23 protein-coding genes and 1 riboswitch are annotated in these 23,401 nt (G+C 60.6%); of the genes, 8 read left to right on the top strand and 15 right to left on the bottom strand.

Features of this window, described 5'->3' with window-relative positions; all coding sequences use genetic code 11:
* Position 1 precedes the first annotated feature (1 nt).
* On the bottom strand, positions 2-457 hold the full coding sequence (locus ACFSR7_RS19060) for a CBS domain-containing protein (RefSeq protein WP_378164268.1): 456 nt from the start codon (positions 455-457) through the stop codon (positions 2-4).
* A 158-nt stretch (positions 458-615) separates the two neighbouring features.
* Here ACFSR7_RS19060 and ACFSR7_RS19055 point away from each other — a divergent pair, with 158 nt between their 5' ends.
* Positions 616-1,044, top strand: coding sequence for a MarR family winged helix-turn-helix transcriptional regulator (locus tag ACFSR7_RS19055; protein WP_378164266.1), 429 nt, complete (start codon positions 616-618; stop codon positions 1,042-1,044).
* Positions 1,045-1,316: 272 nt separating this feature from the next.
* Here ACFSR7_RS19055 and ychF read toward each other — a convergent pair whose 3' ends face one another.
* Positions 1,317-2,417, bottom strand: coding sequence for a redox-regulated ATPase YchF (gene ychF, locus ACFSR7_RS19050; protein WP_378164264.1), 1,101 nt, complete (start codon positions 2,415-2,417; stop codon positions 1,317-1,319).
* 157 nt (positions 2,418-2,574) lie between these two features.
* Entirely contained in the window at positions 2,575-3,573 is a 999-nt protein-coding gene (locus ACFSR7_RS19045) for a DUF6612 family protein (RefSeq protein ID WP_378164262.1), read from the bottom strand.
* A gap of 110 nt (positions 3,574-3,683) precedes the next feature.
* Here ACFSR7_RS19045 and ACFSR7_RS19040 point away from each other — a divergent pair, with 110 nt between their 5' ends.
* From ACFSR7_RS19040 to ACFSR7_RS19025, 4 genes are all read left to right on the top strand, one after another.
* A complete protein-coding gene (locus ACFSR7_RS19040) occupies positions 3,684-3,827 on the top strand; it encodes a hypothetical protein (RefSeq protein ID WP_378118461.1) in 144 nt (47 codons plus the stop codon).
* Positions 3,828-4,096: 269 nt separating this feature from the next.
* Positions 4,097-4,729, top strand: a complete 633-nt coding sequence (locus ACFSR7_RS19035) for an RNA polymerase sigma factor (protein ID WP_378164260.1) — start codon at positions 4,097-4,099, stop codon at positions 4,727-4,729.
* The gene (locus tag ACFSR7_RS19030; protein WP_378164258.1) at positions 4,726-6,288 is read left to right on the top strand and encodes an extracellular solute-binding protein; all 1,563 of its coding nucleotides are present in this window, start codon (positions 4,726-4,728) and stop codon (positions 6,286-6,288) included. The genes ACFSR7_RS19035 and ACFSR7_RS19030 overlap by 4 nt, the downstream gene beginning before the upstream one ends.
* Positions 6,285-7,688 carry an ABC transporter substrate-binding protein gene (locus ACFSR7_RS19025; RefSeq protein ID WP_378164256.1) on the top strand — a complete coding sequence of 468 codons (1,404 nt, stop codon included), beginning with the start codon at positions 6,285-6,287 and terminating at the stop codon, positions 7,686-7,688. The genes ACFSR7_RS19030 and ACFSR7_RS19025 overlap by 4 nt, the downstream gene beginning before the upstream one ends.
* 29 nt (positions 7,689-7,717) lie before the next feature.
* Here the strand turns inward: ACFSR7_RS19025 and ACFSR7_RS19020 are convergent, their stop codons facing one another.
* Positions 7,718-8,992: a molybdopterin-dependent oxidoreductase gene (locus tag ACFSR7_RS19020; protein ID WP_378164254.1), complete on the bottom strand. Its 1,275-nt coding sequence runs from the start codon at positions 8,990-8,992 to the stop codon at positions 7,718-7,720.
* Positions 8,993-9,274: 282 nt separating this feature from the next.
* Between ACFSR7_RS19020 and ACFSR7_RS19015 the strand changes: the two genes are divergently transcribed.
* Positions 9,275-9,961, top strand: coding sequence for a hypothetical protein (locus ACFSR7_RS19015; RefSeq protein WP_378164252.1), 687 nt, complete (start codon positions 9,275-9,277; stop codon positions 9,959-9,961).
* 487 nt (positions 9,962-10,448) lie between these two features.
* On the opposite strand, the gene trxA is transcribed toward ACFSR7_RS19015, so the two are convergent.
* The 3 genes from trxA to ACFSR7_RS19000 form a co-directional block, all read right to left on the bottom strand.
* Positions 10,449-10,760: a thioredoxin gene (gene trxA, locus ACFSR7_RS19010; protein WP_090116128.1), complete on the bottom strand. Its 312-nt coding sequence runs from the start codon at positions 10,758-10,760 to the stop codon at positions 10,449-10,451.
* A gap of 147 nt (positions 10,761-10,907) precedes the next feature.
* On the bottom strand, positions 10,908-11,333 hold the full coding sequence (locus tag ACFSR7_RS19005) for an RrF2 family transcriptional regulator (RefSeq protein WP_378118450.1): 426 nt from the start codon (positions 11,331-11,333) through the stop codon (positions 10,908-10,910).
* Between the two features lie 131 nt (positions 11,334-11,464).
* Positions 11,465-12,295, bottom strand: a complete 831-nt coding sequence (locus tag ACFSR7_RS19000; RefSeq protein WP_378164250.1) for an aldo/keto reductase — start codon at positions 12,293-12,295, stop codon at positions 11,465-11,467.
* A 152-nt stretch (positions 12,296-12,447) separates the two neighbouring features.
* On the opposite strand from ACFSR7_RS19000, the gene ACFSR7_RS18995 reads away from it, so the two are divergent.
* Complete coding sequence (locus tag ACFSR7_RS18995; protein WP_378164248.1) at positions 12,448-13,089, top strand: DsbA family oxidoreductase; 642 nt, start codon at positions 12,448-12,450, stop codon at positions 13,087-13,089.
* Between the two features lie 90 nt (positions 13,090-13,179).
* On the opposite strand, the gene ACFSR7_RS18990 is transcribed toward ACFSR7_RS18995, so the two are convergent.
* Positions 13,180-14,103: a LysR family transcriptional regulator gene (locus tag ACFSR7_RS18990; protein ID WP_378164246.1), complete on the bottom strand. Its 924-nt coding sequence runs from the start codon at positions 14,101-14,103 to the stop codon at positions 13,180-13,182.
* Positions 14,104-14,242: 139 nt separating this feature from the next.
* On the opposite strand from ACFSR7_RS18990, the gene ACFSR7_RS18985 reads away from it, so the two are divergent.
* Positions 14,243-15,319 (top strand): YeiH family protein, encoded by a 1,077-nt coding sequence (locus tag ACFSR7_RS18985; protein WP_378164244.1) that lies wholly within the window; start codon positions 14,243-14,245, stop codon positions 15,317-15,319.
* Positions 15,320-15,355: 36 nt separating this feature from the next.
* On the opposite strand, the gene ACFSR7_RS18980 is transcribed toward ACFSR7_RS18985, so the two are convergent.
* From ACFSR7_RS18980 to ACFSR7_RS18950, 7 genes are all read right to left on the bottom strand, one after another.
* Complete coding sequence (locus ACFSR7_RS18980; protein WP_378164645.1) at positions 15,356-16,828, bottom strand: NAD(P)/FAD-dependent oxidoreductase; 1,473 nt, start codon at positions 16,826-16,828, stop codon at positions 15,356-15,358.
* Between the two features lie 53 nt (positions 16,829-16,881).
* A riboswitch (purine riboswitch) is annotated at positions 16,882-16,981 on the bottom strand.
* A 149-nt stretch (positions 16,982-17,130) separates the two neighbouring features.
* Positions 17,131-18,258, bottom strand: a complete 1,128-nt coding sequence (locus ACFSR7_RS18975; protein WP_378164242.1) for a GerAB/ArcD/ProY family transporter — start codon at positions 18,256-18,258, stop codon at positions 17,131-17,133.
* Between the two features lie 19 nt (positions 18,259-18,277).
* The gene (locus ACFSR7_RS18970; protein ID WP_378164240.1) at positions 18,278-18,520 is read right to left on the bottom strand and encodes a hypothetical protein; all 243 of its coding nucleotides are present in this window, start codon (positions 18,518-18,520) and stop codon (positions 18,278-18,280) included.
* Positions 18,521-18,528: 8 nt separating this feature from the next.
* Positions 18,529-19,749, bottom strand: a complete 1,221-nt coding sequence (locus ACFSR7_RS18965) for a Ger(x)C family spore germination protein (protein WP_378164238.1) — start codon at positions 19,747-19,749, stop codon at positions 18,529-18,531.
* Entirely contained in the window at positions 19,746-21,272 is a 1,527-nt protein-coding gene (locus tag ACFSR7_RS18960) for a spore germination protein (RefSeq protein ID WP_378164236.1), read from the bottom strand. The genes ACFSR7_RS18965 and ACFSR7_RS18960 overlap by 4 nt, the downstream gene beginning before the upstream one ends.
* Positions 21,273-21,565: 293 nt before the next feature.
* Positions 21,566-22,432 (bottom strand): transglutaminase family protein, encoded by an 867-nt coding sequence (locus ACFSR7_RS18955; protein ID WP_378164234.1) that lies wholly within the window; start codon positions 22,430-22,432, stop codon positions 21,566-21,568.
* Positions 22,429-23,382 carry an alpha-E domain-containing protein gene (locus tag ACFSR7_RS18950; RefSeq protein WP_378164232.1) on the bottom strand — a complete coding sequence of 318 codons (954 nt, stop codon included), beginning with the start codon at positions 23,380-23,382 and terminating at the stop codon, positions 22,429-22,431. Before ACFSR7_RS18950 ends, ACFSR7_RS18955 begins: the two co-directional genes overlap by 4 nt.
* Between the last annotated feature and the right edge of the window lie 19 nt (positions 23,383-23,401).

Here is a 23,401-nt window from a genome sequence, read left to right as displayed (position 1 = left end):
CCTACAGCAGATTCTCGAACGCATGACGCACGACATTGCCGCGGCTGATGATGCCGACCAGCACGCCGTCCCGTTCCACCGGCACCTTCTTGATCTGCTTCTTGCCCAGCATGGCCGCGATATTTTCGACCTCGTCGTCCCACATCGCCTTAACTACCTTGGTCTTGGCGATGGACATCACGTTCAAGTCCAGCAGCCTGCTGGCTCTTTCCTCGAACTGCTCATTATCCCCTTGAATCAGGATGGACGCGTAAAAAAAGTCGACATACCGATCCTCGTGCTTGCCGATGTACCGCATAACGTCGCCGTCGCTGACGTATCCGACGATCTCGTTGCGGTCGTTGACGACGGGCAGCCCGCTGATGCCGTGCTCGATGAACTTTTCGATCACGCGGCGTACCGTATCGCTCTCTTTGACCTTGTACACCTGCTTGATCATAACTTCTTGCGCTATCATGCGAAGCCCCTCCATTTAGTTGTATTGCAAAACTAAACATTTAAGTGTATTATACAACTACTTTGCGAAATGTCAATCCTTCCGCCTCGACTTCCGCTTGAAATGCGCGCGGCTTGTGTTACGATGGGGAACAGAAAAGCAGCAAGGTGGTGAGATTCGTGAGTCACGAAACCAATACAAGCATCGAGCTTGAGATCGCCCTTCTGATTCGCCGCCTCACTTCGATCTCGACCAGCCGCAGATTCGGTGCGCTCGATCGCTCCGCTTATTTGCTGCTCGGCCAGATCGAGTCGCACGGCTCTGCCGGCGTCAAAGCGCTCGCGGAGGAGTTCCGCCTCGACATCTCCACCGTCAGCAGGCAGACGTCCGCGCTCGAACAAAAAGATTACGTCTACAAAATGCCCGATCCGGAAGACGGAAGGGCCTACTTTTACCAGCTTACGGACGAAGGCCGCCGCATGCTCGAGGAGACGCGGAAGCAGCGTAGCGAGCGAATCGACGAGCTGCTTAAGGATTGGACCGAGGACGAGCGTACCCGGTTCGGCGAGCTGCTCGCCAAGTTCAATCGGACCTATCTGGACGATTAGCGCCGCTCTTATTGTATTCAAAAGCTGCAGAAGTTATTGGGCGGCATGCCCAACGCGAGGTTTCTCGCGCAAAGGACAGCTGGCCAGGTGAGATAGCGAGGAGCGTTGTACGGCGGAATCGCATAACTCGCGGCTTTGGCCGTCTACGGGGCGGAGTTGTGCGGTAAAACCGTACACGCCTGCTGTACCTGCCGCATCCCGCTCCATACGCATACAGAAGAGCCCCGGGCATCCGCCCGGGGCTCTTCCATGCGCTTTTCGGCGCCAACCGTCTATACGTTAAACCGGAAATGCATGACGTCGCCGTCGGCTACGACATATTCCTTGCCTTCGAGGCGGAGCTGGCCCTTTTCCTTGGCGGCATTCATGGAGCCCGCGCCTACCAAGTCCTCGTACGACACGACCTCGGCGCGGATGAAGCCGCGTTCGAAGTCGGTGTGGATGACGGCGGCCGCCTGCGGCGCCTTGGTGCCCTTGCGGATTGTCCAGGCACGCACTTCCTGCACGCCGGCCGTGAAATACGTGTACAGGCCGAGCAGCTTGTAGGCCGCCCGGATGAGCCGATCGAGGCCGGATTCTGTAAGCCCGAGCTCTTCGAGGAACATCTCGCGGTCCTCGCCCTCGAGCTCCGCGATCTCCGACTCGACGCGCGCGCTGATCGGTACGACCTCGGAGCCTTCGGCCGCCGCGAATTCGCGGACGCGCTGCACGTACTCGTTGCCGTCGGCGTTCGCCGCCTCGCCCTCGCTCACGTTGGCCGCGTACAGCACCGGCTTGATCGTCAGCAAGTGAAGGTCGCGCACGAGCAGACGCTCTTCGTCCGACAGCTCGACGCTGCGGACGGGCTTCTCTTCGAGCAGCGCGGCATGAATGCGCTCCAGCACTTCGACCTCTTGGGCGTACTTCTTGTCTCCGCCCTTCATGTTCTTGCGGGAGCGGTCCATGCGCTTCTCGACGGAGTCGATGTCCGCCAGGATCAGCTCCAGGTTGATGACCTCGATATCGTTGATCGGATCGATCTTGCCCGATACGTGGGTAATATTCTCGTCGACGAAGCAGCGCACGACGTGCACGATAGCGTCGACTTCACGGATGTTGGCCAGGAACTTGTTGCCGAGGCCCTCGCCGCGGCTCGCGCCCTTGACCAGGCCGGCGATATCGACGAATTCGAAGGCGGTAGGCACGATCCGGTTAGGCGTGACGATGTCGGCGAGCTTCTGCAGGCGCTCGTCCGGCACCTCGACGACGCCGACGTTCGGGTCGATCGTGCAGAACGGATAGTTGGCCATCTCGGCACCCGCTTGGGTGATGGCATTGAATAAAGTCGACTTGCCGACGTTGGGCAGGCCGACGATACCACAGGACAGTGGCATTCGCTAAACACTCCTGACTTCGCGCGGCCTTCACGGAGTAGCGCCGGACGGCCGTTCACGGTTCAATTATACTTCAGCCATTATAACGGAAGGCCGGGACCTGCGTCCACCTGGCCGACACCCCCGGCTTTCAAAAACCAACGCCACCCGCCGATTCTTAATAGGAATCCAATCCCTCAAGCCCGTCTATCCCATCCAGTCCGTCCAACCCGTCCAGCGTCCCCAGATCGCCCTGGGTCGCCTCCGGGTCGTCGATCGGCGGATCGAGCTCCGGCGCCTCGAGCGCCGCCTTCGGCACCGAGATCGCTTCGGTCGTTCCGTGCTTCGCATAGGTGCCTTCAAACGTCTGGCTCAGCTCGGACGGCAAGCCCGGCTCGTATTCGATCGTCATCTTCGAGTCAACGCGATAGGCAAGCGGCAAATGCGTAGCGGCGTCCAGCGTGAAGCTGGCGGACAGCGATTCCAACGCAATGCTGCGCTGCACCGCTTCGTCCAGACCGCCGAGGTCGAGCGTCCCCTCCAGAATGTGCTTGAGAAACGCCAGCGCCTCCGGCCCCTTCCCTTCGTAGCGGATGACGTCGCGCCCTGCCTCTCTTGCGGACGAGAGTCCGGCGCCGAGCGAAGCGGCCGAAGCCAGCGCGGCAGCCGGGTCGATCTGATAATCGGACAGCGTCCGCGCGATATCCGCGGCTTGTTCGCTGGACAATTTGCCCCATTCTTCAAAAGAAGGGTCGTACACATAATAGGCGTCGGGCACGAGGATTGCGCGCAGCGAGGACGTCTCCCCGTCCTGGACGCTGTCGATCGTCTGGTCGAGCTTGAGCGGCGAACGCTCGGCCTTGCCGGCATTGGTCACTTCGAAGACCGAGTCGGCCGCTGCGCCCCCGCTCAGTTTCTGAACGAGATGGAGCGTGAATGCATAACGTCCGACGTCCGCCATGGCCGCGCGGGCTTGTCCGATCAGCGCTGCCGCTTCGCTGCCGGCTTCCGAGTCGGAAGGCGATGCGACGGCAGTCTCCAACTGCTGCGCGGCCGGGGACGAAGCGGCGTCCGGCTCCGCAGGCGAAGCGCCGCCGCTGCACGCCGTCAGTGCCAGCGCTGCCGTGAAGATGAAGGCAAAAACGAAAATCGAGTATCCCTTGGATGTGCGTGACATGATGGATAACAGCCCCTTCAATTCGGTTAACCTATGCTGCGCGAGGCGCTGCGGCCGATGCCGGCAGTCGTCCCTACGCCTACATTCGCACGAGCCCAAGGAGGATTCGCATGGAAAACGAAAGCCACAAAGGAAATTACAAAGGAACGAAGGCGATGGCTGCCAAAAACCAGGATATGGCGTTCGTAAACGACACGCTGGAGAATACGAAGTCCGTCGCCCCGACGCCGCAAAAAAAGAAAAAGACCGACTGACGCGGCGCGGTCCATTCAATAGAAATCCCCGCAGGGCGGCGCTCATGCCGCTCTGTTTGCCATCCCCGTCAAAAGTCTCTCTACCCTACCATACCCCCGACGCCTCCACAACGATCAAACCGGCAAAAAAAATTTAGCGGCATATATTTAGCGGCATATATTAGGGAACTTTTGGCTGCGCACGTCGTTCCTTAGATGTGCCGGCCGCACGAACATCGGACAAAGGAGAATGCGAGGCGGTCTTCCCCGGACGGCGCCGGAGGGCTACTATGAAAAAAAGAAAGCACGGAAGCTCCGGAACGGCTGCAGCCGTCGACGGAGGAGAGGTGGCAGCGTTGGATCACGATTATTTGAAGCATATGACCGAAGGCGTCGATCGCGACGCCGTGCTGGAGGAGCTTATGCTCACTTACGGCCGCGACGTGTGGAATTACGCCTTTTTTATGACCGGCAAACGGGAAACGGCCGAGGATATCGCGCAGGACGTGTTCGTCAAGGCTTATCAGAGCCTGCATACGCTCCGAGGCGAATCGGGGGCGCGCGCCTGGCTGCTGAAGATCACGCGCAATACGGCGCTGGATTACTTCAAGTCGGCCTGGTACCGCCGCATCCGGCTGCCAGCGGACTTGCCGACGCGCGAGTCGCAAATGTCTGCGGAAAACGAATGGCTCGGCTCCTACCGTCAGCGGGAGATCTGGCGAACGGTGATGGAACTTCCGCGCAAGCTGCGGGAGAGCCTGCTGCTTCAGGCGCATCATGGGCTGAGCATGGCCGAGATCGCCGAACTGCTCCAGGTGTCGGAGGGTACGGTCAAGTCGCGCATTCACCGGGCCCGGGCCGCCATGAACAAAAAGTTCGAGCATGGGCGCGAAGACGACGAGGAAGGGAGCGGGCGAGCATGAAGGACGATCGCGACCGCTGGGAACGCACGCTGTCAGACCTGCCGCTCGGCTCCGGCGGCTTCGGCACCCCGACGATAAAAAAAGTGAAGGAGCGCATCAAGATGCTGGAACGACGCGCCAAGCGCAGAAGACGCGTCGCGGCGGCCTCCGTCGTCGCGCTGCTGATCGCGGGAGCGGTAGTCTTCCGGGGCGAGCTCTCGGAGCTGCTGACGCGCGAAGAGACGGCGAAGCCGGTCATCAGCGAGACGGAGACGACGACGCTGAACATTATGTATTGGGACAACAGCGGCTTTATGTCCATGTACGGACAGCCCTTTATCATCAGACATCCGTCCGTACGATTCGAATATTCGGAATACCCGGGCAAGAGCGCCAATGTGTACAACCTGACGCCAGGCATCGACGCCTTTAAGGCGCAACTGCAAAAAAGTCATGCCGACCTGGTGCAAGTCCCGCTTGCCTACGTATCCGAGCTGTCGGCAGCCGGACTGCTGAAGCCTCTGGATACGTGGATGAAACGGGATAAAGTATCCGACGACAACTGGCAGACGGCCGTCAAGCAGACGGTGCGCGAAGCCGGTGGCGGCGAATTGTACGGATTCGCGCCCGAATTCACGGGTCACGCGCTTTATTTCAACCGCAAGCTGTTCCGGGAAAACGGCGTTGCCGAACCGACGGACGGCATGACGTGGGACGAGGTCATGAACCTGGCCGCAAGATTCCAAGGCATCCAAAAAAACGGCAAACCGGTCTACGGCCTGAGTTTCGGCTATAACTCGACGATCTGGTTCGAGGCCCATTCGATCGCGAGCAGTCAGGGGCTCCGTCTCGCCGACGCCAAGCTCACAGAAGCGGCGGTCAACACCCCCGCGTGGACGACGCTGTGGACGAAGCTGGCTGCAGGCCATCGGGAAGGCTGGATCAGCAACGAACCGGCGCTCAAATGGGAAGGCAGCGTCGAGATGAAGCAGCTGTACGCGCACGATCCGTTCCTGAACGGCCGTTCGGCGCTGGCATACGCCTCCAGCGCCTATCTCAACAATATCTCCCAGACCGGAACCGGAATGGGACTTGGCGACGAAGACTGGGGCGTCTTGGCTCCGCCGACCGACGAGGGATCCCGGGGCACGGACGGCGCGTTCGAGATTCCGTTCGTGTTCGCCATTTCAGAAAAGGCCGCCAACGCGGATGCCGCCTGGGAGCTGCTGAAATACATCATGAGCCCGTCGCAGGCGAACCGGTCGGTCCGGCTCCCGCACGGCGACGTCTTGCCGACCGTCGCGGCGGACGCGGCGGCCGACGATGCCAGGTCCTCCGTCTTCTACCGCGCAGCCGTCGATCCTGCGCGCGTGCTTGACGCAGCCGCGCGCAATTCAGATCCGGCTTACCAAAAAATCGTTAACGCCGTTTGGACAGCAGCGAACGACAAGACGAAGGATTTAGGCGACGATCGCGAGCTCGACGTGCCCGCGCTCCTCAAGACGCTGCAGGCCGAGGCCGAGCAGGCGATTCACGCCGTCGCCGCGGACGGCCAAGCGAAGACGGAGGCGAACCCATGAAGCGGCTCGCGGCGCTGATCGCGCTCGTCGTGCTGCTCGCGGCTGCGGCCGGATGCACGAAAAGCGCTCAAACGATAGACGCACCCAAGACGCTTACCGTCGCCTGCTGCCAGACTTATACGTACGACATCCAGTTCAGAGACTTCGTCGAAGCCGGTTTTCCCGACTGGGACGTCCGCTTCGTCCCCATGCAGCCCGACAACGACTATAAAGCTTACGACGAAAAGACGCTAGCCGCTTTTATAGATAAAGAAAAGCCGGATCTGCTCATTTTGAACGTCCCGGACTACCGACTGCTGCATAAAGCCGACAAGCTTCAAAATTTAGAGGAATGGGCCGCACGGAAAAAGGTGAAGCTGACCGATAGCTTGACGCCGGGCGTGCTGGACTTCCTCCGCGGCGAGGACAGCGGTCCCCTCTACGGAATCGGCCCGGGTTTCCACGCCAGCGCCATGTATTACAACAAAAATATATTCGATCGCCTCGGCATTCCCTATCCGACGGACGGCATGAACTGGGAGCAAACGATCGCGCTGGCCGACCGCGTCATGCAGGACAAGCGGCTGGAAAAGGGCGAGGTCGGACTGCATATCCCCTGGCTGCGCGGCCCCTTCGACTTGCTGCAGCGGATCGCGGGCACCGAAGGGCTGACTTATGCGAATGCGAAGACCGGCGCGGTTACCTTCGATTCCCCCGGCTGGGAGCGCCTTTTCAAGCAGGTCGCCGCCGCCTACAAACGCGGGACGTTCGTCGCCACTTGGCCGAAGGCGCGGGAGTCGGACGGCCAGACCTACTATGACCAAGCCGCAATGGAAGCGGTCGATCTGTTCAAGCAAGGCAAAGCAGCGATCACGATAGACGACGACAACCTGCTGATGAACCTCAAGGCGCAGGCGAAGCCCAAGTTCGAGTGGGGCGTCGTCACGACGCCGGCCCGCAGCTCCGACCTTACCGTCGGCGGGGAGCTTCAAATGTACGAGATGTTCGCGATTCCCGCCGCCGCTGCCCACGCCGAAGAAGCCTGGGCGGTTCTGTCCTACTTTATGTCGGCGCACGTCGGCCAAGCCAAAGCAGCGTTAGGCGGCACGCTCGGAGGCATGGACCTGTCCGTCCAGTCGGACTACCCAGAGTGGAAGCAGGACGCGAGCTTTAAGCCCTTCTATGCGCTGCGGCCTACCAATACGATCGATCGCTATTATTTTGGCGAACCGCAAGGTCCCGGCAGCTTCGACGAAGCTTTTGCCGAGCTGGTGAACGGGCATATCCGAGATGTGCTGGAAAACAAAGAGACGCCAGATGCGGCGTTCGGCGCGATCCAGCCCCATGCGGAAACACTCATGAAAAAAGCGCTGTCGGAGGCGCAAGCCGACAGCGCGGATGGGGAAGGCAAAACCAAATAAACGAATGCAATACGCAGGGTGGGGGCCGATCAGGCCTTCACCCATGCGTCGTTGTCATAACCCCGTTCTTCCCAATAGCCGATATGGGGACGATCGATCAGCTCGATGCGGTCCAGCCATTTCACCGACTTGTACGCATACATACCCGGCACGATCAGTCGGACAGGACCGCCATAATCGCGGTGAATCGGCTTGCCGTCGTGGAGCACGGCGACCAGGACGTCCTTCATGCGCGCTTGCTCAAGGGACAGGGCGTCCGTGTATTCGCCGTCCCCGGAGTAGAACTTCACGTACTGCGCGCTGGCCTGCACGCCCGCGGCATCCAGCAGCTGCGCCAGTGGAATCCCCTCCCACGTGTTGCCATACACCGACCATCCCGTGACGCAGTGAAAGTCGCTGACCTGCACCTTGCGCTTGATCTCAAGAAATTGTTCCCACGCCAACGTCGCAGGTTTGTCGACCAGACCGTCAATCTTGAAGCGCCAAGTGTCCGAGTCGAAATGCGGGAGCGGCGTCACCGTGTAGAGGCGGAAGCTGCCCTTGGCGCCACCGCCGATCACGTTCGCCGAGTCCGGCAGCGGCTGCGGCGCCGGAAGCATGCGGTTCGCATCCGTCTCGTCCGCGGCGATATTGCCCGACCCGGAGGCCGGGATCAGGCTGCCGCCCATCCAGCGGAAGAAGGACGGCAGCACTGCGGCGGCCAGCGCCACGCCGACAGCGCTCCGGATGAACTGGCGGCGCGTCATCCAGGGCTGCGGGGTCGCGGCCGGATGCAGACCGCCGGCGGCATACTGGCGCATCGCGTCCGGTCCGCCTGCTGCCGCAGCGCCCTCGTCCGTGCGAACGGCTCGACGCGCCGGCTTTTTGGCCCAACGCATCCGGGTAATCGAGTGATACGCCGCGTACGGCAGGCCCACCCACGTCAAGAGATCGTGAACGACGAGCGCATTGGTCGCCCAGCGCGGCGGCAGATGGCGGAGCTGCCAGAGTACGATGCCCGAAGCCAGCCAGCCGAGCAGCAGGAAGACGACGAACGCCAGGTTGCCGCGCTGCCCGGACCTGCCGCGCAGTTGCTTCAAATGCCGTTTCAGCAGGGGCGCATACAGGACGAGCACAATGCCCGTGATGAGACCGATGTAGATGTGCAGTTGCTTGATCCACACGCGCCCCTCGCCGAGCCACCCTCTCGCCGCGCCCCAGGACAGAATCAATCCGCTTACCGCCAGCACGACGACGAGCCATGCATTCCAGCGGTGAAGCTCTGCCAGCTGTTTGCCGAAGCCCGGCCGTTTACGATCCTTCATCTTTGTCCCCCCTTCCGTCCGAGCGCTCCGCCCGGCCGACGCCGCCGCGCCCGAGTCCTCGCCCTTATCCGATTACCCAGATTATAGCATAACGCCCGGCTCGGATTGTGAACGCTTCCTGAACGCCTCTCCCCTGCTCCCGTTTAAAGTTCCAGATTTCACCGCTTTTTTATCCTAATAATCGTTCCGCCTCACCGGAACATCCGGCGACATTTTGCGTCTAAGATATACGAAATTTAAAAAAAAGTTAAATTCCGTATCTCTTCTAGGAGGTTATACATCATGAAACGCAGGATGTTCCCATATTTGGCCTTGCTGCTCGCCGTGGCGCTGCTGGCCGGATGCGGAGGAGGCAACGACGGCGGAAATGCCGCTCCGACAGCGGCTTCCGGCACCGCGGCCGCTCCATCCCAATCCGAGGGCAGTTCTTCGCCGGCAGCCTCGGCATCCGCATCCGCCGCACCGTCCGATTCCGAAGCGGCGCTGACCGACGCGGCCAAGGACGTCGTCGAGGCGCTCCGCGACCGCGATTTAAAGCGCCTCGCCTCGTGGTCCGATCCCAAGCTCGGGCTTCGCTTCTCGCCCTATGCGGCAATGACCGACGCGGATCAAATTTTTAAACCGGAGGCTTTGCCTTCCTTTAAGAGCCCGGACAAGATCAAATGGGGCACGGCGGACGGCAGCGGCGACCCGATCGAGCTGTCCTTCCGCGATTACTTCGATCAGTTCGTGTACGACAAGGACTTCGATACCGCCCCGTCGGTTTCGGCGAACAAGCTCATCGGCCAAGGCAATACCGTATACAACGGACAGGATACGTATCCCGGCTCGGCCTTCGTGGAATTCCACTTCCCGGGCTTCGACGCCTCTGCCGACGGCATGGATTGGGAGAGCCTGATCCTCACGTTTGTCCAGGACGGCAGCGAATGGCGGCTCGTCGCACTCACGCACGCCCAGTGGACGATCTAGTACGAGAAGCATGGACGCGCGGTACGAGCGGCCATAATTACCGTCAAGGCAGTCCGGATCTCACTCTGACGTTCTTGTCCGGAACGCTCTCGATGGCTCATCCACAGGCCCTCCGATAGGTTGGGCTATCGCCGCCTGCGTTGTCCTCTCGTAGTAATGCCTGCAAAAATACATCTATTTTCGCCAGGATCGGTCCTTTTAGGCAAAAAGGATGCAAAGCGTAGTTATTTTCCTTCATGGGCCCCAGTTCCGGCTTTTGCTTTGGATTTACCTGCACATTTGCAGGCATTTTATTAAGCGGCGTCGGTCGACAGAAAATACATGTACAAATGCAGTTTTTCGCTCCGAAAACGTCGAAAAACACCTGCGCGCCGAAAGCGCGCTAACCTGATACGGATCGCCTCTCACGGCTTAGAGCGGCTACAGACCTACAAAAAAACAAGCACCGCGTCCTCGGACGCGGTGCTTGTTCGCTTAGCAAACTCGATTAGAGCTGGTTTTGAATCTTGGCCTTCAGGGAATCCTTGCTTTGCAGACCGACCAGCTTGTCGACCGGTTGGCCGTCCTTGAACAGGATCAGGGTCGGGATGCTCATAACGCCGAATTGGGAAGCCAGTTCAGGCTGCTCGTCGACGTTGACCTTGGCGATCGTCGCCGTGCCTTGAAGCTCGGACGACAGCTCTTCGACGATCGGGAGCTGCATCTTGCAAGGTCCGCACCATGGTGCCCAGAAATCAAGCAGAGACACGCCTTCGCTGACGGTCTCGTTAAAGTTGTCCTTCGTTACGACTACGGCCATCGTAATCCACTCCTTCAGAGGTTTAATGAATCTCGTAGATCGATCCTATATGATGATCGGTTGACGGAGCGCGAAGCTCCGGCCCGCTCCATCCTGCTGCTGCACCCTTTGCCCGTGCGCGGAGCGCACAACGAACCTTACCCTTGCCTACGTCTTCTGACACGCCTTGATGCGCGACAGCATCTGGCCGATGGTGATCCCCTGGAAGTAGCTCTCGAGCTGCTTCTCGGCGCCGCAGAAAACGGAATTCATCACTTCCTGCATATTGGAGCCGACCATGCAGTCCATGTCCGGATTGCCGCTGCACCAGTTCGGCGTGATCGCGCCGGCCGCCATCGTTCGGTAAATATCCGCCAGCGTCATGTCCGAAGGATCGATGCAGAGCCTGTAGCCGCCGCCCGAGCCTTCGCGCGTCGTCACGTAGCCGCTTTTTCGCAAGAAACCGAGCACCTTCCGCACCCGCGCCGGATGCGTGCAAACATTGGCCGCGATCTCTTCGCTCGACGCCATGCCGTCCGGCTTGTGAGCGAGCAGAACCAGACTGTGTACGGCAATAATAAATTCGCTGTTCAATGCGGCGCCCCCTTTCCCGGCGGGTTACTGTAATACTAACAGTTACAGTTGAGTCTGTCAAGGGGAGCATCATTCGCAGGCAAGGCTTAGCATGCCGCCCGCGGTCCCGCCCTATTCCGCCGCCGGGGCCTTCAGACGCTCCCGACCAGATCCGGATCCATGCCGAAGCGGCGATCCTCGTTCAAGCCGTCAATCCGGGCCATGTCCTCCTCGGAGAGCGCGAAGTCGAATAGATCCGCGTTCTCCTCGATGCGCCGCGTCTGCACGGATTTGGGAATCACGACGATCTCCTGCTGCAGATGCCAACGGAGCACGACCTGCGCCGGCGTCTTCCCATACTTGCTCCCCAGCTCGGCCAGCAAAGGGAGGTCCAGCCGCCCCTGCATAAGCGGCCGCCACGCCTCCGGCTGGATGCCTTCGCGCCGCAGGAATTCAAGCAGCGGCTTCTGCGTCAGCAGCGGATGCAGCTCCACCTGATTAACCATCGGCTTGATCCGGCAAGCGCCCATCAGGTCCTCCAGGTGGCGGATCTTAAAGTTGCTGACACCGATGGCGCGCACTTCGCCTTCGTCGTACAGGCGCTCCAGCGCCCTGTATGTATCCTTGTACTTGCCGGGCACCGGCCAATGCACCAGATAAAGATCGACCGCGCCGATGCCAAGACGCTCCTTGCTCCTGTAAAATGCGCGCAGCGTCTCGTCGTAGCCCTGCTCGTCGTTCCATACCTTTGAAGTGACGAACAGCCTGTCCCTCGCGATGCCCGAGCCACGGATCGCACGGCCTACGTCCGCTTCGTTGCCATACAGCGATGCGGTGTCGATCGCGCGGTACCCCGCCGCCAGAGCGGCCTTTACCGCGCCTTCCGTTTCCGCGCCGGACTTGGCTCTCCATACGCCGAGACCCAGCCGGGGCATCCGCTCTCCATTAAGCAGCTCCACGGCGGAAGCTTTCGTCCACCCCATCCCGTCCACTCCTTTTCGCGGTGATCTTAGGTCATGTTACCATGGAAACGCGAGGTCCGCACGTTGATCGCGACCGTCCGTTCTGGCATACTCAAGGTGTCGGCGAAGCCTTGCGCCCGCCCCAACTTCATAGAGACGAGGAGCTTACGCTCATGCATATCGACATTTACTCCGACATGGTCTGCCCCTGGTGCAGAATCGGCAAAAAGAACGCGGTCGACGCGATCGAACAGTGGGTCACAGAGTCCGGAGAGGAGGTCACTGTGAGCTATCACGCCTTTCTGCTGGATCACTCGCTGCCGCCCGAGGGACTGCCTTTCCGCGCTTCGATGGCGCACAAGATGGGCGGCGAGCACCGCATCGAGGAGATGCTGCAGCGCGTGACCGATGCCGGCACGGCCGTCGGCGTGCCGTTCCGGTTCGACCGGGTGACCCGGATGCCGAATACGGTGCTGGCGCATCGCCTGACCGCGATCTTGCCTGCAGACAAGCAGGAAGGCTGGATCGACGCCGTTATGATGGCTCATTTCGAGTACGGCAGAGATATCGCGAAGCGCGACGTGCTGCTCGAGATTGCAGCGGATCTGGGCCTTGAGACTTTCCCGCTCGAGACCGCGCTGGACGAAGGCCGCGGAGCCGAGGAGGTCCAAGAGGATCTGGAGCGCGCTTCGGCCATGGGCATCTCGGGCGTTCCCTTCTTCGTGCTGAACGGCAAGTACGGCCTGTCCGGCGCCTATCCGGCAGCCGAATTCGTCAAGGCGTTCGGGAAGATCGCGGAGCAGAGCGGGAGCTAGGCCGGGATTCAGGTCAAGCAAGTCAAGTCAGCGCAAGGCCCAACGCGGGCGGCGGCATAAGAAACCGTGCATCGGAATCTTGTCCGCCGTTCAGTCGGGGTCGTGCGCATCGATTCCGGCACGCTCCATGAGCTGTCGGGTCGTCTTCTCCAACTGCTCGAGAAAAGCCTCCAGTGTGCGCGTCCGCACATCGCCCTTTCGCAGCAACCTATAGAAACTCCGTTTAAAAGGCAATCCCTGCGCCAGGACCAGCCTCAGCGCGCCGCTCTCCAATTCCTTCCGCAGCGACCAGCGGGACTGCAGCGTAATGCCAAGTCCGGCCTCGGCCATTTCCTTGACCAACTGCGTGCTGCCCAGCTCCATCATGCGAGGCGGGCGAATGCCCCACGTCTCGAACATCTGCTCGGTTGCCGCGCGCGTACCGGAGCCCCGCTCTCTTACCAGCCAAGTTTCCTCTTGCAGCCTCGCCCCCTCCACTTCGTCAGCCCCCGCCAGCGCATGCTCCGCTCCAGCGACGATCACCATCTCGTCACCCGCGATTCGCCGGCTCTCCAAGCCAGGCCCGATCTCTTCACCTTCGACGATGCCGACGTCGAGCTCCCGCTTGCGCAGCCGCTCCGCGATCTCTGCGGTATTCGCGATTGCAATGGAAGGCTTGATATCGGGGTAGACGCGCATCAAATCAGCCAGCGTGCGGGGCAGCACGTATTCCCCGAACGTATAACTGGCACCGATGGCCAAAGGGCCGCGCACGCTTCCCGACAGCTCATCCACCATCTCTTGCATCCGATCGTACAATAGGCCGATTTCCTTGGCATGACGCAGCACGATCTCGCCGGCGCGCGTCAGCGCGACCGACTTGCTGCTGCGATCGAGCAGGCGGGCGCCGAGCGCGGTTTCCAGCGCGCGGACATGCTGGCTAACGGCAGGCTGGGTCATATGCAGCCGTTCGGCCGCGCGGGAAAAGTTCCTCATCTCGGCAGCGACAACGAACACCTGCAGCGCGATATCCAAGTTTTCCACCCTCCCTATACATAAGCATTAGCTTATCTTCGATATAATAATAATTCATTTCTCTTATAGAAAAAAGCGAGCTATGCTTGCAATAGCTGAAAGAAAGCTTACGCAAGCAAGCGATAAGGAGATGGATAAAATGAACGTCGTACCCGGAGGCCGATTACAGCCTGAACGTCTGTCGCTCACGCGCCTGATGCGCCGCTCCGGCTCCGCGCGCAGCTTGGTTCCCGGATTGGCGCTCGCAGCCGCATTGGCTTTGCTCGGCTGGCAGCTAGCCCGCATTCCCGGCTTCGGCCTATTCGGACCGATGGCTTGCACGCTGCTTGCAGCCGTCGCCTACCGCCAATTGTTCGGCTACTCGGAAACGTTGGCGCCGGGCGTACGGTTCGGCTCGACCAAGCTGCTTCGCGCAGCCATTATTTTGTTCGGTCTGAAGCTGCCGCTCGGCACGGTGCTCCAGCAGGGCTTGCCGCTCCTGGCAAGAAGCGTAGGCACGTTGGCCTTCTCGCTTGCAGCCGGGCTTGCGCTGGGCCGTCTGCTAAAGGCCGACAGGCAGTTGACGCTGCTGCTGGCCGTAGGCACGGGCATTTGCGGCGCAGCCGCGATTGCCGCCGTATCGCCGCTGATCGCTGCCAGGGAAGACCGCACCGCGACCGCAGCGGGATTGATCGCGGTCGTCGGCACCGTGGCGGCGGTCGCCTCGATGCTGCTGGCAGACGTCCTGCCGCTAAGCGGGACCGCTTACGGCCTGTGGACCGGCTTGACGCTGCACGAGATTGCGCATGTAGCCATGGCCGCTTCGGCAGGCGGACCCGATGCGCTTGCAAGCGGCATGTTGGCGAAGCTCGCCCGCGTGTTCCTGCTGGTGCCGCTCTGCCTGGCGCTTCATCTACGTAACACTCGCCTCGCCCGGCGCCGAATAACGAGCGAAAAAGAAGCCGCAGCCGGCACCGCAGCTTCATTCCCCTGGTTCTTAATCGGCTTTCTGGCCATGAGTCTGCTCTACTCGGGCTTGACCGCCGTCGGATGGACGGCCCCTCCCCGCGCGATCGCGGGAGCTTCGACGCTGACGACCGCCCTGCTGACGGTTGCGATGGCCGGCATGGGCCTCAATGTGAATGTCCGGACGCTCCGGCAAGCGATGCGCCCCATCGCCGTCCTGCTGATCGTATCCGCGCTACTGTCGGGATTGACGCTATTGACGCTGCTTTAAACCGGTCTCCCTGCCTTGCGGCGGATTCAACAACATTTAAAGCTGTTCCGCCGCTCTCGCTTCCTTCCCGCCGTTCTGCGCAAGCCGATCCGCGACCGCCCGCGCGATCCACACGCCTGCCGCGCCCGCTTGCGCAAGTCCCCGCGTGATGCCCGCGCCGTCGCCGCCGCAGTACAAGCCGGCGATCTCTGTCTCGAGTCGGTCCGTCAGCTGCGGACGCGCGGAGTAGAACTTGGCTTCGACGCCGTAGAACAGCGTGTGCTCGGACGCGAGGCCCGGCGTGACTTTATCGAGCGCTTCCACCATTTCAATCAGGCTTTTCATCGTATTGTAGGGCAGCACCAAGCCGAGATCGCCAGGCACCGCTTCCTTCAGCGTCGGCTCCAGGAAGCCTTCCTTGATTCTCGCCGCCGTCGAGCGGCGGCCGCGCAGGATATCGCCGTACTTTTGCACAATGACGCCGCCGCCGGACAAATCGTTCGCGCGCTCGCATATCTCGCGCGCATATTCGTTGGGCTTGTCGAACGGCTCGGTGAACTTATGCGACACAAGCAGCGCGAAGTTCGTGTTGGACGAGCCGAGCGCGGGATCCTTGAATGCATGGCCGTTCGCGGCCATGACGCCGCTGTGGTTTTCGACGACGACGTGTCCCGAAGGATTGCTGCAAAACGTGCGTACGCGCGTTCCGACCGATGTATTAAATACGAATTTACCCTCGTATAAATGCTCGTTGATCTCGCGCATGACTACGTCAGAAGTCTCGACGCGCACGCCGATATCGACCTGGTTGCTGTGCATTTTGACGCGCCGCTTCTTCAGCACCTCCGTTAGCCAAGCCGAGCCGTCCCTTCCCGGTGCAATGACGACCGTGTCCGCGCGCAGCTCCTCGCCGCCTTTAAGCAAGACGCCGGTTATGCGATGTCCGCCGTTTTCCTTTACGGTCAGCAGGTCCGCGACTTCGGTCTTGAATCGCATCTCGATCTTGTCCGCCAGATAGGCGGCGATCGACTTCAGAATCTCCAGATTCTGCTCGGTGCCCAGGTGCCGCACCTGTGCGCGCATCAGCTTCAGACCCGCGGCATAGGCCCGCTGCTCGATGCGCTTGACGACGTCCGTCGTCGGATCGGTGATCGAATGCGTCGCACCGTGGGCGAGGTTGATCTCGTCTACGTAATTGATGAGTCCGAGCACTTGCGAGGCCGGCAGATAATCCGTCAGCCACCCGCCGAACTCGGTCGTAATGTTGAATTTCCCGTCGCTGTATGCGCCCGCGCCGCCGAAGCCCGCCGTGATCGAGCAGGCCGGCAGACAGCCGGCGAATTCCTTTTTCCCCGCGGCAGGGGGACAGAGCTGGATCTTCTCTTCGAGAATGGGGCAGCGGCGGCGGTGTATCTCGTGCCCTTTGTCCAACAGCAGCACTTTCAAATGCGGGGACTTGCGATAGAGCTCGTAGCACGCGAAAATACCCGCCGGCCCGGCGCCGACGACGATGACGTCATAATGATTCATCATTTTTTATGCCTCCCGAAAATGAAAAAATTCCCGACCGCCAAAAGATACGGAGATGCCCTCCGCTCCTTCGTAGTCGGGAATTCACGGTTCCCGGTAGAGACCACCGGCCCTTATCGCCGGAGATATACGAATGCGCGTATAAATGCGTTGCCGGTACGGTATACGTCTTTTCGACGCCGATGCCATCTTATCCAATTAACGCGAATAAGTCAACATATCCGCTTTCAAATATTCGCTTTTAAACGTATTATTCATTCAATATAAATAAATAAATCGAAAACCGTCCAAAAAACCGAACATTAAACACTTTTTTCTTCGGTTGCCGCGGAAGATGGAGCCGTTCCGGCCGATCGGCCTCTCAACAGAGAGACCGTCAGCAGCAGCAGCGGGAGCACGACCAGGAAAATGGCGGAAAACGGCAGCCAAGACGTCGACAAAAACCGTATGATGAAAAACATGTCAGGATAGCAGACAAGAGACAGGCCGATCAGGCCGATAGCCAGCGGCCACAAAATCGCCCGTTCGTCGGATATGCGGAAGGTCTGCCTGAAGCCGATCAGCGAAGCGTGGAAGGTCAGCGTGATTTTCAGAAAAATCGAGCAAATCCAAATAAAGATCATAATGCCTTCGATTCGCTCCAGAAAGCGCCCGATCTTAATGTTCTTGGCGAGCGTATAGGCGGGATACAGGTTGTTGGCGGTCACGGGGGCTTCCAGCACGCCGATGCACCCGGTCGTCATCATGATCAGCACCAAGCCGCCCAGCGCGACGCCCAGCATGAATCCCCTTCTTCTCGCGACTCCCGCCTCCACGCGTTGATACAACATGAACAGGACGATAAGCTCCTGAAGCCCGAAAAAATTCATCCCTCCCTTGAAGATCGGAAGGGCGCCCTTCTCGAACATCGGCTTCAACCGGTTGGCGTCGAACACGGGGAGCAGCGGTAGTACGAAGAGGACGAGCAGCAGCGCGATCCAAGGAAAAAAGATTTCAGCCGCATAGGCGTATCCGCGAAGACCCGACCGGACGGCGGAAACGATGGCCATTACAAACAAAATTTCAAGCGCCTCGATCGGCGTTTCGGTCAAGATCTGCGAGGTCATGAAATACCCCATATCGCCCACCATCAAAGCGGCCAGCAGGTAGAAGAACAGGCTGAACAAGCACGCGACGACCCTGCCCGCCCACATGCCCAGCAGCGTCTCTGCGATCTGCGCCAGACTCTGCCCCGGGTGACGTTCGGCGAGAACCAGATAGACGGCGGCAAACCCGAAGTTCAGACCAATACCGACGACAGCGGCCATCCAGGCATCCTGCCCGGCCGCTTCGGCAAGGCCTGCGGGTGCGATCAGTATGGAAGTGCCGAGCATAAAGAAAAAGGTCAGCAACATATAGTTCCGTGCGCTGATGGACGCGGAGGCTTCCATATTCGGCCATCTCCCTTCCTTAAGGACCGAGCTGCAAGCCTGCCGCTCTGACCGCCTCTTCGATCCATGCCAGCGGATTCGGGAGCCGGGCGTGAAGCGAGAAGCCTGCGAACAATCCCGAAGTCAGCACGAGCAGCGATAAAAATACCGCGATATTTTTTATTCTTTCCTTTTTCTCCCGAGCGGCAGCCAGGTTCCGGATCTCATAGACCGCGATCGCGGCGGCCCCGGCCGCGACGCCGATCGCTCCGATCATCGCCATTCCCGCGTTCACTTCCTCACGTTGTTTTCAATCGTTAAGTGGATGCCGCCTAACTTGCGGATGTGCAGCTGCGCGTCAATCTTCACGTCCATGCTGCGAAAAAGCTCGTCCCAATCGGGTATCTTGCGCCACAGCGCCGGTTGCTGGCGATGCACTTCGCGCCCGAATCCGAAAATATCGGCTCCCATCTTCTGGGCTTCCTCGATTCCATCCTGCAACAATCGGACGAGCTGAAGGCGGCCCTCCTTCAAGATGCGGTCGGTCACCGCCGGATCGGCCAAGTCCGCGCTGCATTCCACGTCCGACAGGTTGGCTTCTACGCGAACATGAACATAAATAACGGGCCGGTCGCCGTTTCGCCCGATACGGATCTTGGTGGCTGATTCGGTCACCGCAAGCGAGAGATAGCCCGTGTCTCCATCGCATCGCTGCGCCCCGAGCGTCTGCTTGATGGAATCCTGCAAATAATTCAGCGCTTTGGTGCCGTCCGGACTCAGCCAGCCCACCATTCTGTCACTCCGGAATGCGGCCATGCCGTCATAGACGAGCACCGCGGCCGGCTCGATGGTTTGATTGAGCCTGCGCGAATGGCCGGTCGCCTTGTCCCCGGATATACGGACGACCGTCAGCACCGGATCCTTGCCCGGCGAGGCCAAATCCATGAGCAGCCGATCAAGCGTAATCTTGCCGGTCGCCGCCCAGAGCGTATCCGAGTTGAACAGCTTCGTGAACATATTGTTCGCCGGGATCGGATCCATCGCGCTGTACGTGCTGAGAATCTCCTCCGGCGTAGCGTCCCGGGCGACCACGAGGAAAAAGTCGTTGCGCATCTCGGTTTCGCGGGACAAATAATCCAGCGGCTTCGACAGCCCCGCTCTGGCCAGGCGCTCTCCGAAAACGACGATCCGCAGATGAGAGAACATCAAACGCTTGGAGGATTTAACCGTCATTTTCCGCACGGCCTCCGGCACGGTCCTGCCCAACTCGCTGAACGTGACGACGGACTGCAGGCCGGAGCTCGTGCCGTTGCGCGTGGACACCTGGCTCGGATTAACCAATTGAATGGACACCTTGTATCCTTGATCCGCCTCGTCGATCCCCATCCCGACGACGATCGCCAATTCGTTCAGCTCGTGGCGGCTCCAGCAGCCGGTCGTCGACGCAAGAGCCGCGAGCAAAGCCGCGACGGCGCAGATGCGGGCGACAAGCCCGATAAGAACGCCTTTCACGGGCGCTCGCGCTCCTTCGCGGGCTCCGGCAGACGCAGGCGCCTGCCGGGTACGGCCGTAGACGGCCGACGGGTCATCCAGCGAAAGGGCACGCGCACGAATCCGTCCCTCAGCTCCCGCAGTCGGAGCGGGGCGAAAGGCGTCATGTACGGGACGCCGAACGACTCCAGATTGCAGAGCTTCACAATAATGACGATGATGCCGAGAAAGACGCCGAATAGTCCGAACGTTCCGGCCATGGCCATTAAGAAGAAGCGCAGGATGCGAGCGGCGATGCCCATGTTGAAGGCGGGCATGACGAAGTTGGATATCGCCGTAACGGAAACGACGATGACCATCCCCGCCGTCACGAGGCCCGCTTCGACGGCGGCCTGGCCGATGACCAACGTCCCTACAATCGAGATCGACTGCCCGATTGTCTTGGGCATCCGCACGCTCGCCTCGCGCAAAATCTCGAACGTCACTTCCATCAGCAGTCCCTCCATAAAAGCCGGGAACGGTACGCCCTCCCGCTGGCTCGCGAGATTGTAGAGAAGGGTCGTCGGAATCAGTTCCTGATGGAACGTCGTCACCGCGATATAGAGCGAAGGCGTCAACGTCGCCAGAAAGAACGCGATAAAACGGAGCCCCCGCACTAGCGAAGCGAAGTCGGGCCTTTGATAATAATCTTCGCTTGATTGAAAAAACTGCACGAACAACGCAGGCACGACCAGCACGAACGGCGTGCCGTCCACCAAAATTCCGACCTTGCCTTCCAGGAGATTCGCGGACACGACATCCGGCCGTTCGGTATTAAACATCGTTGGAAAAGGCGAATACTGCTTTTCCTGGATGCACTCCTCGATATAGTTGCTCTCCAGCACCGCATCAATATCGATCGCGTCGATCCGCCGGCGCACCTCCTGCAGCACGTCTTCCTTCACGACGCCGTTCAAGTAGGCAATAACCACACGGGTCCGGCTCTGCCGTCCGATCAGCCGCGTCTCCATCCACAGATCCGGCGTGTGAAGCTTGCGCCGCAGCATCGCCGTGTTCCAATCCAGCACTTCCGTGAAGCCTTCCCGCGGCCCTCGGACGACGGACTGAACGTTCGGTTCCTCGACTTGCCGCGCTTTGAGATCGAGCGCATTCACGGCAAGTCCCTTGTCCAAGCCGTCCAAGAGGAGCAGGGCGCAGCCGTTCAGCATGCAGCCGAGCAACTGGTCCCGATCCGACGATTCGACGACGACGCGTTCGGCCAAGACGCGCTCCTTGAGTACGGCAAGCCAAGCGGCCGGCTCTTTTCCGTCCTGCGGCGAGGCAGACGGCTCCAGCAGCTTTGTCATCATTTGCCGAATGTCGGACAGTCCTTCCGTGAACATCACCGCTCCGCGAAGGCCGCCCCCGTCCGGCAGCGGCAATTGAAACGTTTGGGTGAGGATGTCGGAACTACCGCCCATAGCGGACATCAACAGGTCGACATTGTCATCCAGCGCGGCGCGAAGCAAGGAGTCGCTCCGCGTCGCAGCGACGCCAGCGGTCATCGGCTTCCCTCCATCTCCGCGAGTACCTACAGGTTGACCGAAGCTGCGCCAGATTATACCGGTATATCCAGGCGTCCGCCCGTATGCCTTGCGGCGGGCGGGCGGATGGCTTCTACGCGGGAGCAAGAAGGTGCCCGTCCAGCGGCAGACATCGGGCGCCGCCGCACAGCGGATGCGAACAGACGCAAAAAAACCGTTGCTTTCGTAAACGGCGGGCCGGCGCTCCGCCTTTTACCGAAGAACGGTTTCTTCTTAATCTCTGTTTTCTTCTCAATCTCCGTTAACCTTCGAACCTAACCGGCCAACTGCACGTCCACGCTCACTGTCAGCGTCTGCTCGCCGGTGCCCCGGTACACGCCCTTGACGGGCACGATGTCCAGGTAGTCCCGGCCGTGCGCAAGCTTGACGTACCGCCAGTCTACGAGTCCGTTGTTGGTCGGGTCGAAGCCCTGCCAGCCCATGCCCGGCACGTACACCTCCACCCACGCGTGGGAGGCCTGCTCGAAGTCCGCGTTGCGGCCCTGCAGGTCGCCGACGAAGTGGTAGCCGCTCACATACCGCGCGGGCACGCCGCGCATGCGGCAGATCGCAAGCAGCAGATGCGCGAAGTCCTGGCAGACGCCTGAGCCGATGCCGATCATCTCGTCCGCCGTCGTGTGAACCGCCGTCGTCAACGGCTTGTACTCGAAGTCGCCGAAGATACGGCCAGAGGCGCACTGGACGAAGTCGAATACGCCCACTTCGCCGGCGCCGCACTCCGCCCCCTCCGCGTACCTGGCGACCGCCGGGTGGAAGGTCGCGAACGGCGTGGGCAGCAGATATTCCGCGTTGGCGTCGCGGAAAGCGCCGGTGCGCAGCAGCGCCCACGACTCGGACGGTTCCGTCTCGGACTTGCGCTTCATCTCCGAATCGCGCGTGACGACCGTCGACTGAGAGGTGATGACAAGCTCCCGGTGCGATTGGTTCGCCGTAAAGGCGTGCACACGGTTGCCGAAGTAGTCCTCGTAAAACATCAGGGAGACGTTGGGTTCGATGATCAGCCGATGCTGGTAGCAGGCCTGACGCTCGTCGGTCCGCGGCGCGAGACGCAGCTCATTGACACTGTCCGTCACCGGCGCGCCGTATTTGTAAGTCGTGACGTGGGTAATATCCAGCTTCATGCCGTGACCTCCCGTCCGGGGGAAAAAAACACCTTCGCCATCGCCTCTCCGAGCTGTCTGTTCGTGGCGAGCAACTGCTGCAGGACGGCATCCAGCGATTCGGCGTTGATGTCCGGACGCTCCAGCCAACCCAGGTCGGAGCGGGCTTTGTCGGCGGTCCGGATGATCCTGTCGAGCCCCGAGCCCGACCGGCTCGCGCCGGCCCGCAGCGTCTTGAGATGATCCGAGAAGCTCGCGAGCGCATAATGGACGGAGCGCGGGAACTGCTCTTGCGCCAGCAAAAACGACGCTACCTCCTCCGTGCTCAACTCCTGGATGCCGAGCCTGCGGAAAGCCTCGTACCCGCCGACCGACTTGAGCACGGCCATCAGATAGGCGTAGGAGGAGCTTCCCGTCTCGGCGGTGTACCGCAGCACGGATTGGAGCAGCCGCACGATATTTTCGGAACGTTCGAGATATCGTCCGCTCTCCATCATGCTGTATGCGTCGTCGCGCAGCGCGATCGATACCGCCGTCCCCTGGAATGCCGCCAACCCCTCCTTGATGCGCTGATAGAACCGATGCGGGGAGTCTCCGAGCACCTCGGCCGTATCGCAGCTTTTCAGCCACAGGTAGAAGCCGTTCAGCAGATTCCACAGCTCCGACGGGAGCCGGTCTCTGATCTTCCTCAGATTGTCCCGCGCCTGGGCGACGCAGACGACAAGCGAGTTGGCCTGCGTCGCATCCAGCGTCAGGAAGTGGATGACGTCTCGTTCTCCGTAAGCCGCATGCTTCTCCTCGTAGGCGGAAATATCGGCGATCGCGCCGACGATGCGGCGCCATACCTGTCCGTCGGGCCCCTGCTCATCCTCCCGGAGATGATAGTACACGTCGATGAGCCGCGCGTGGTTCTCCGCCCTCTCCGTATAGCGTCCGATCCAGAACAACGATTCCGCGATGCGGTCCAGCATAGCGTTCCCTCCTCGTCAC

Origin of the sequence: Cohnella sp. GCM10020058 (assembly GCF_042683485.1) — a bacterium.
Classification (GTDB): Bacteria; Bacillota; Bacilli; order Paenibacillales; family Paenibacillaceae; genus Cohnella.
Note: the sequence above shows the minus strand (reverse complement) of the source record. Positions and strands in the feature narration are given on the sequence as shown.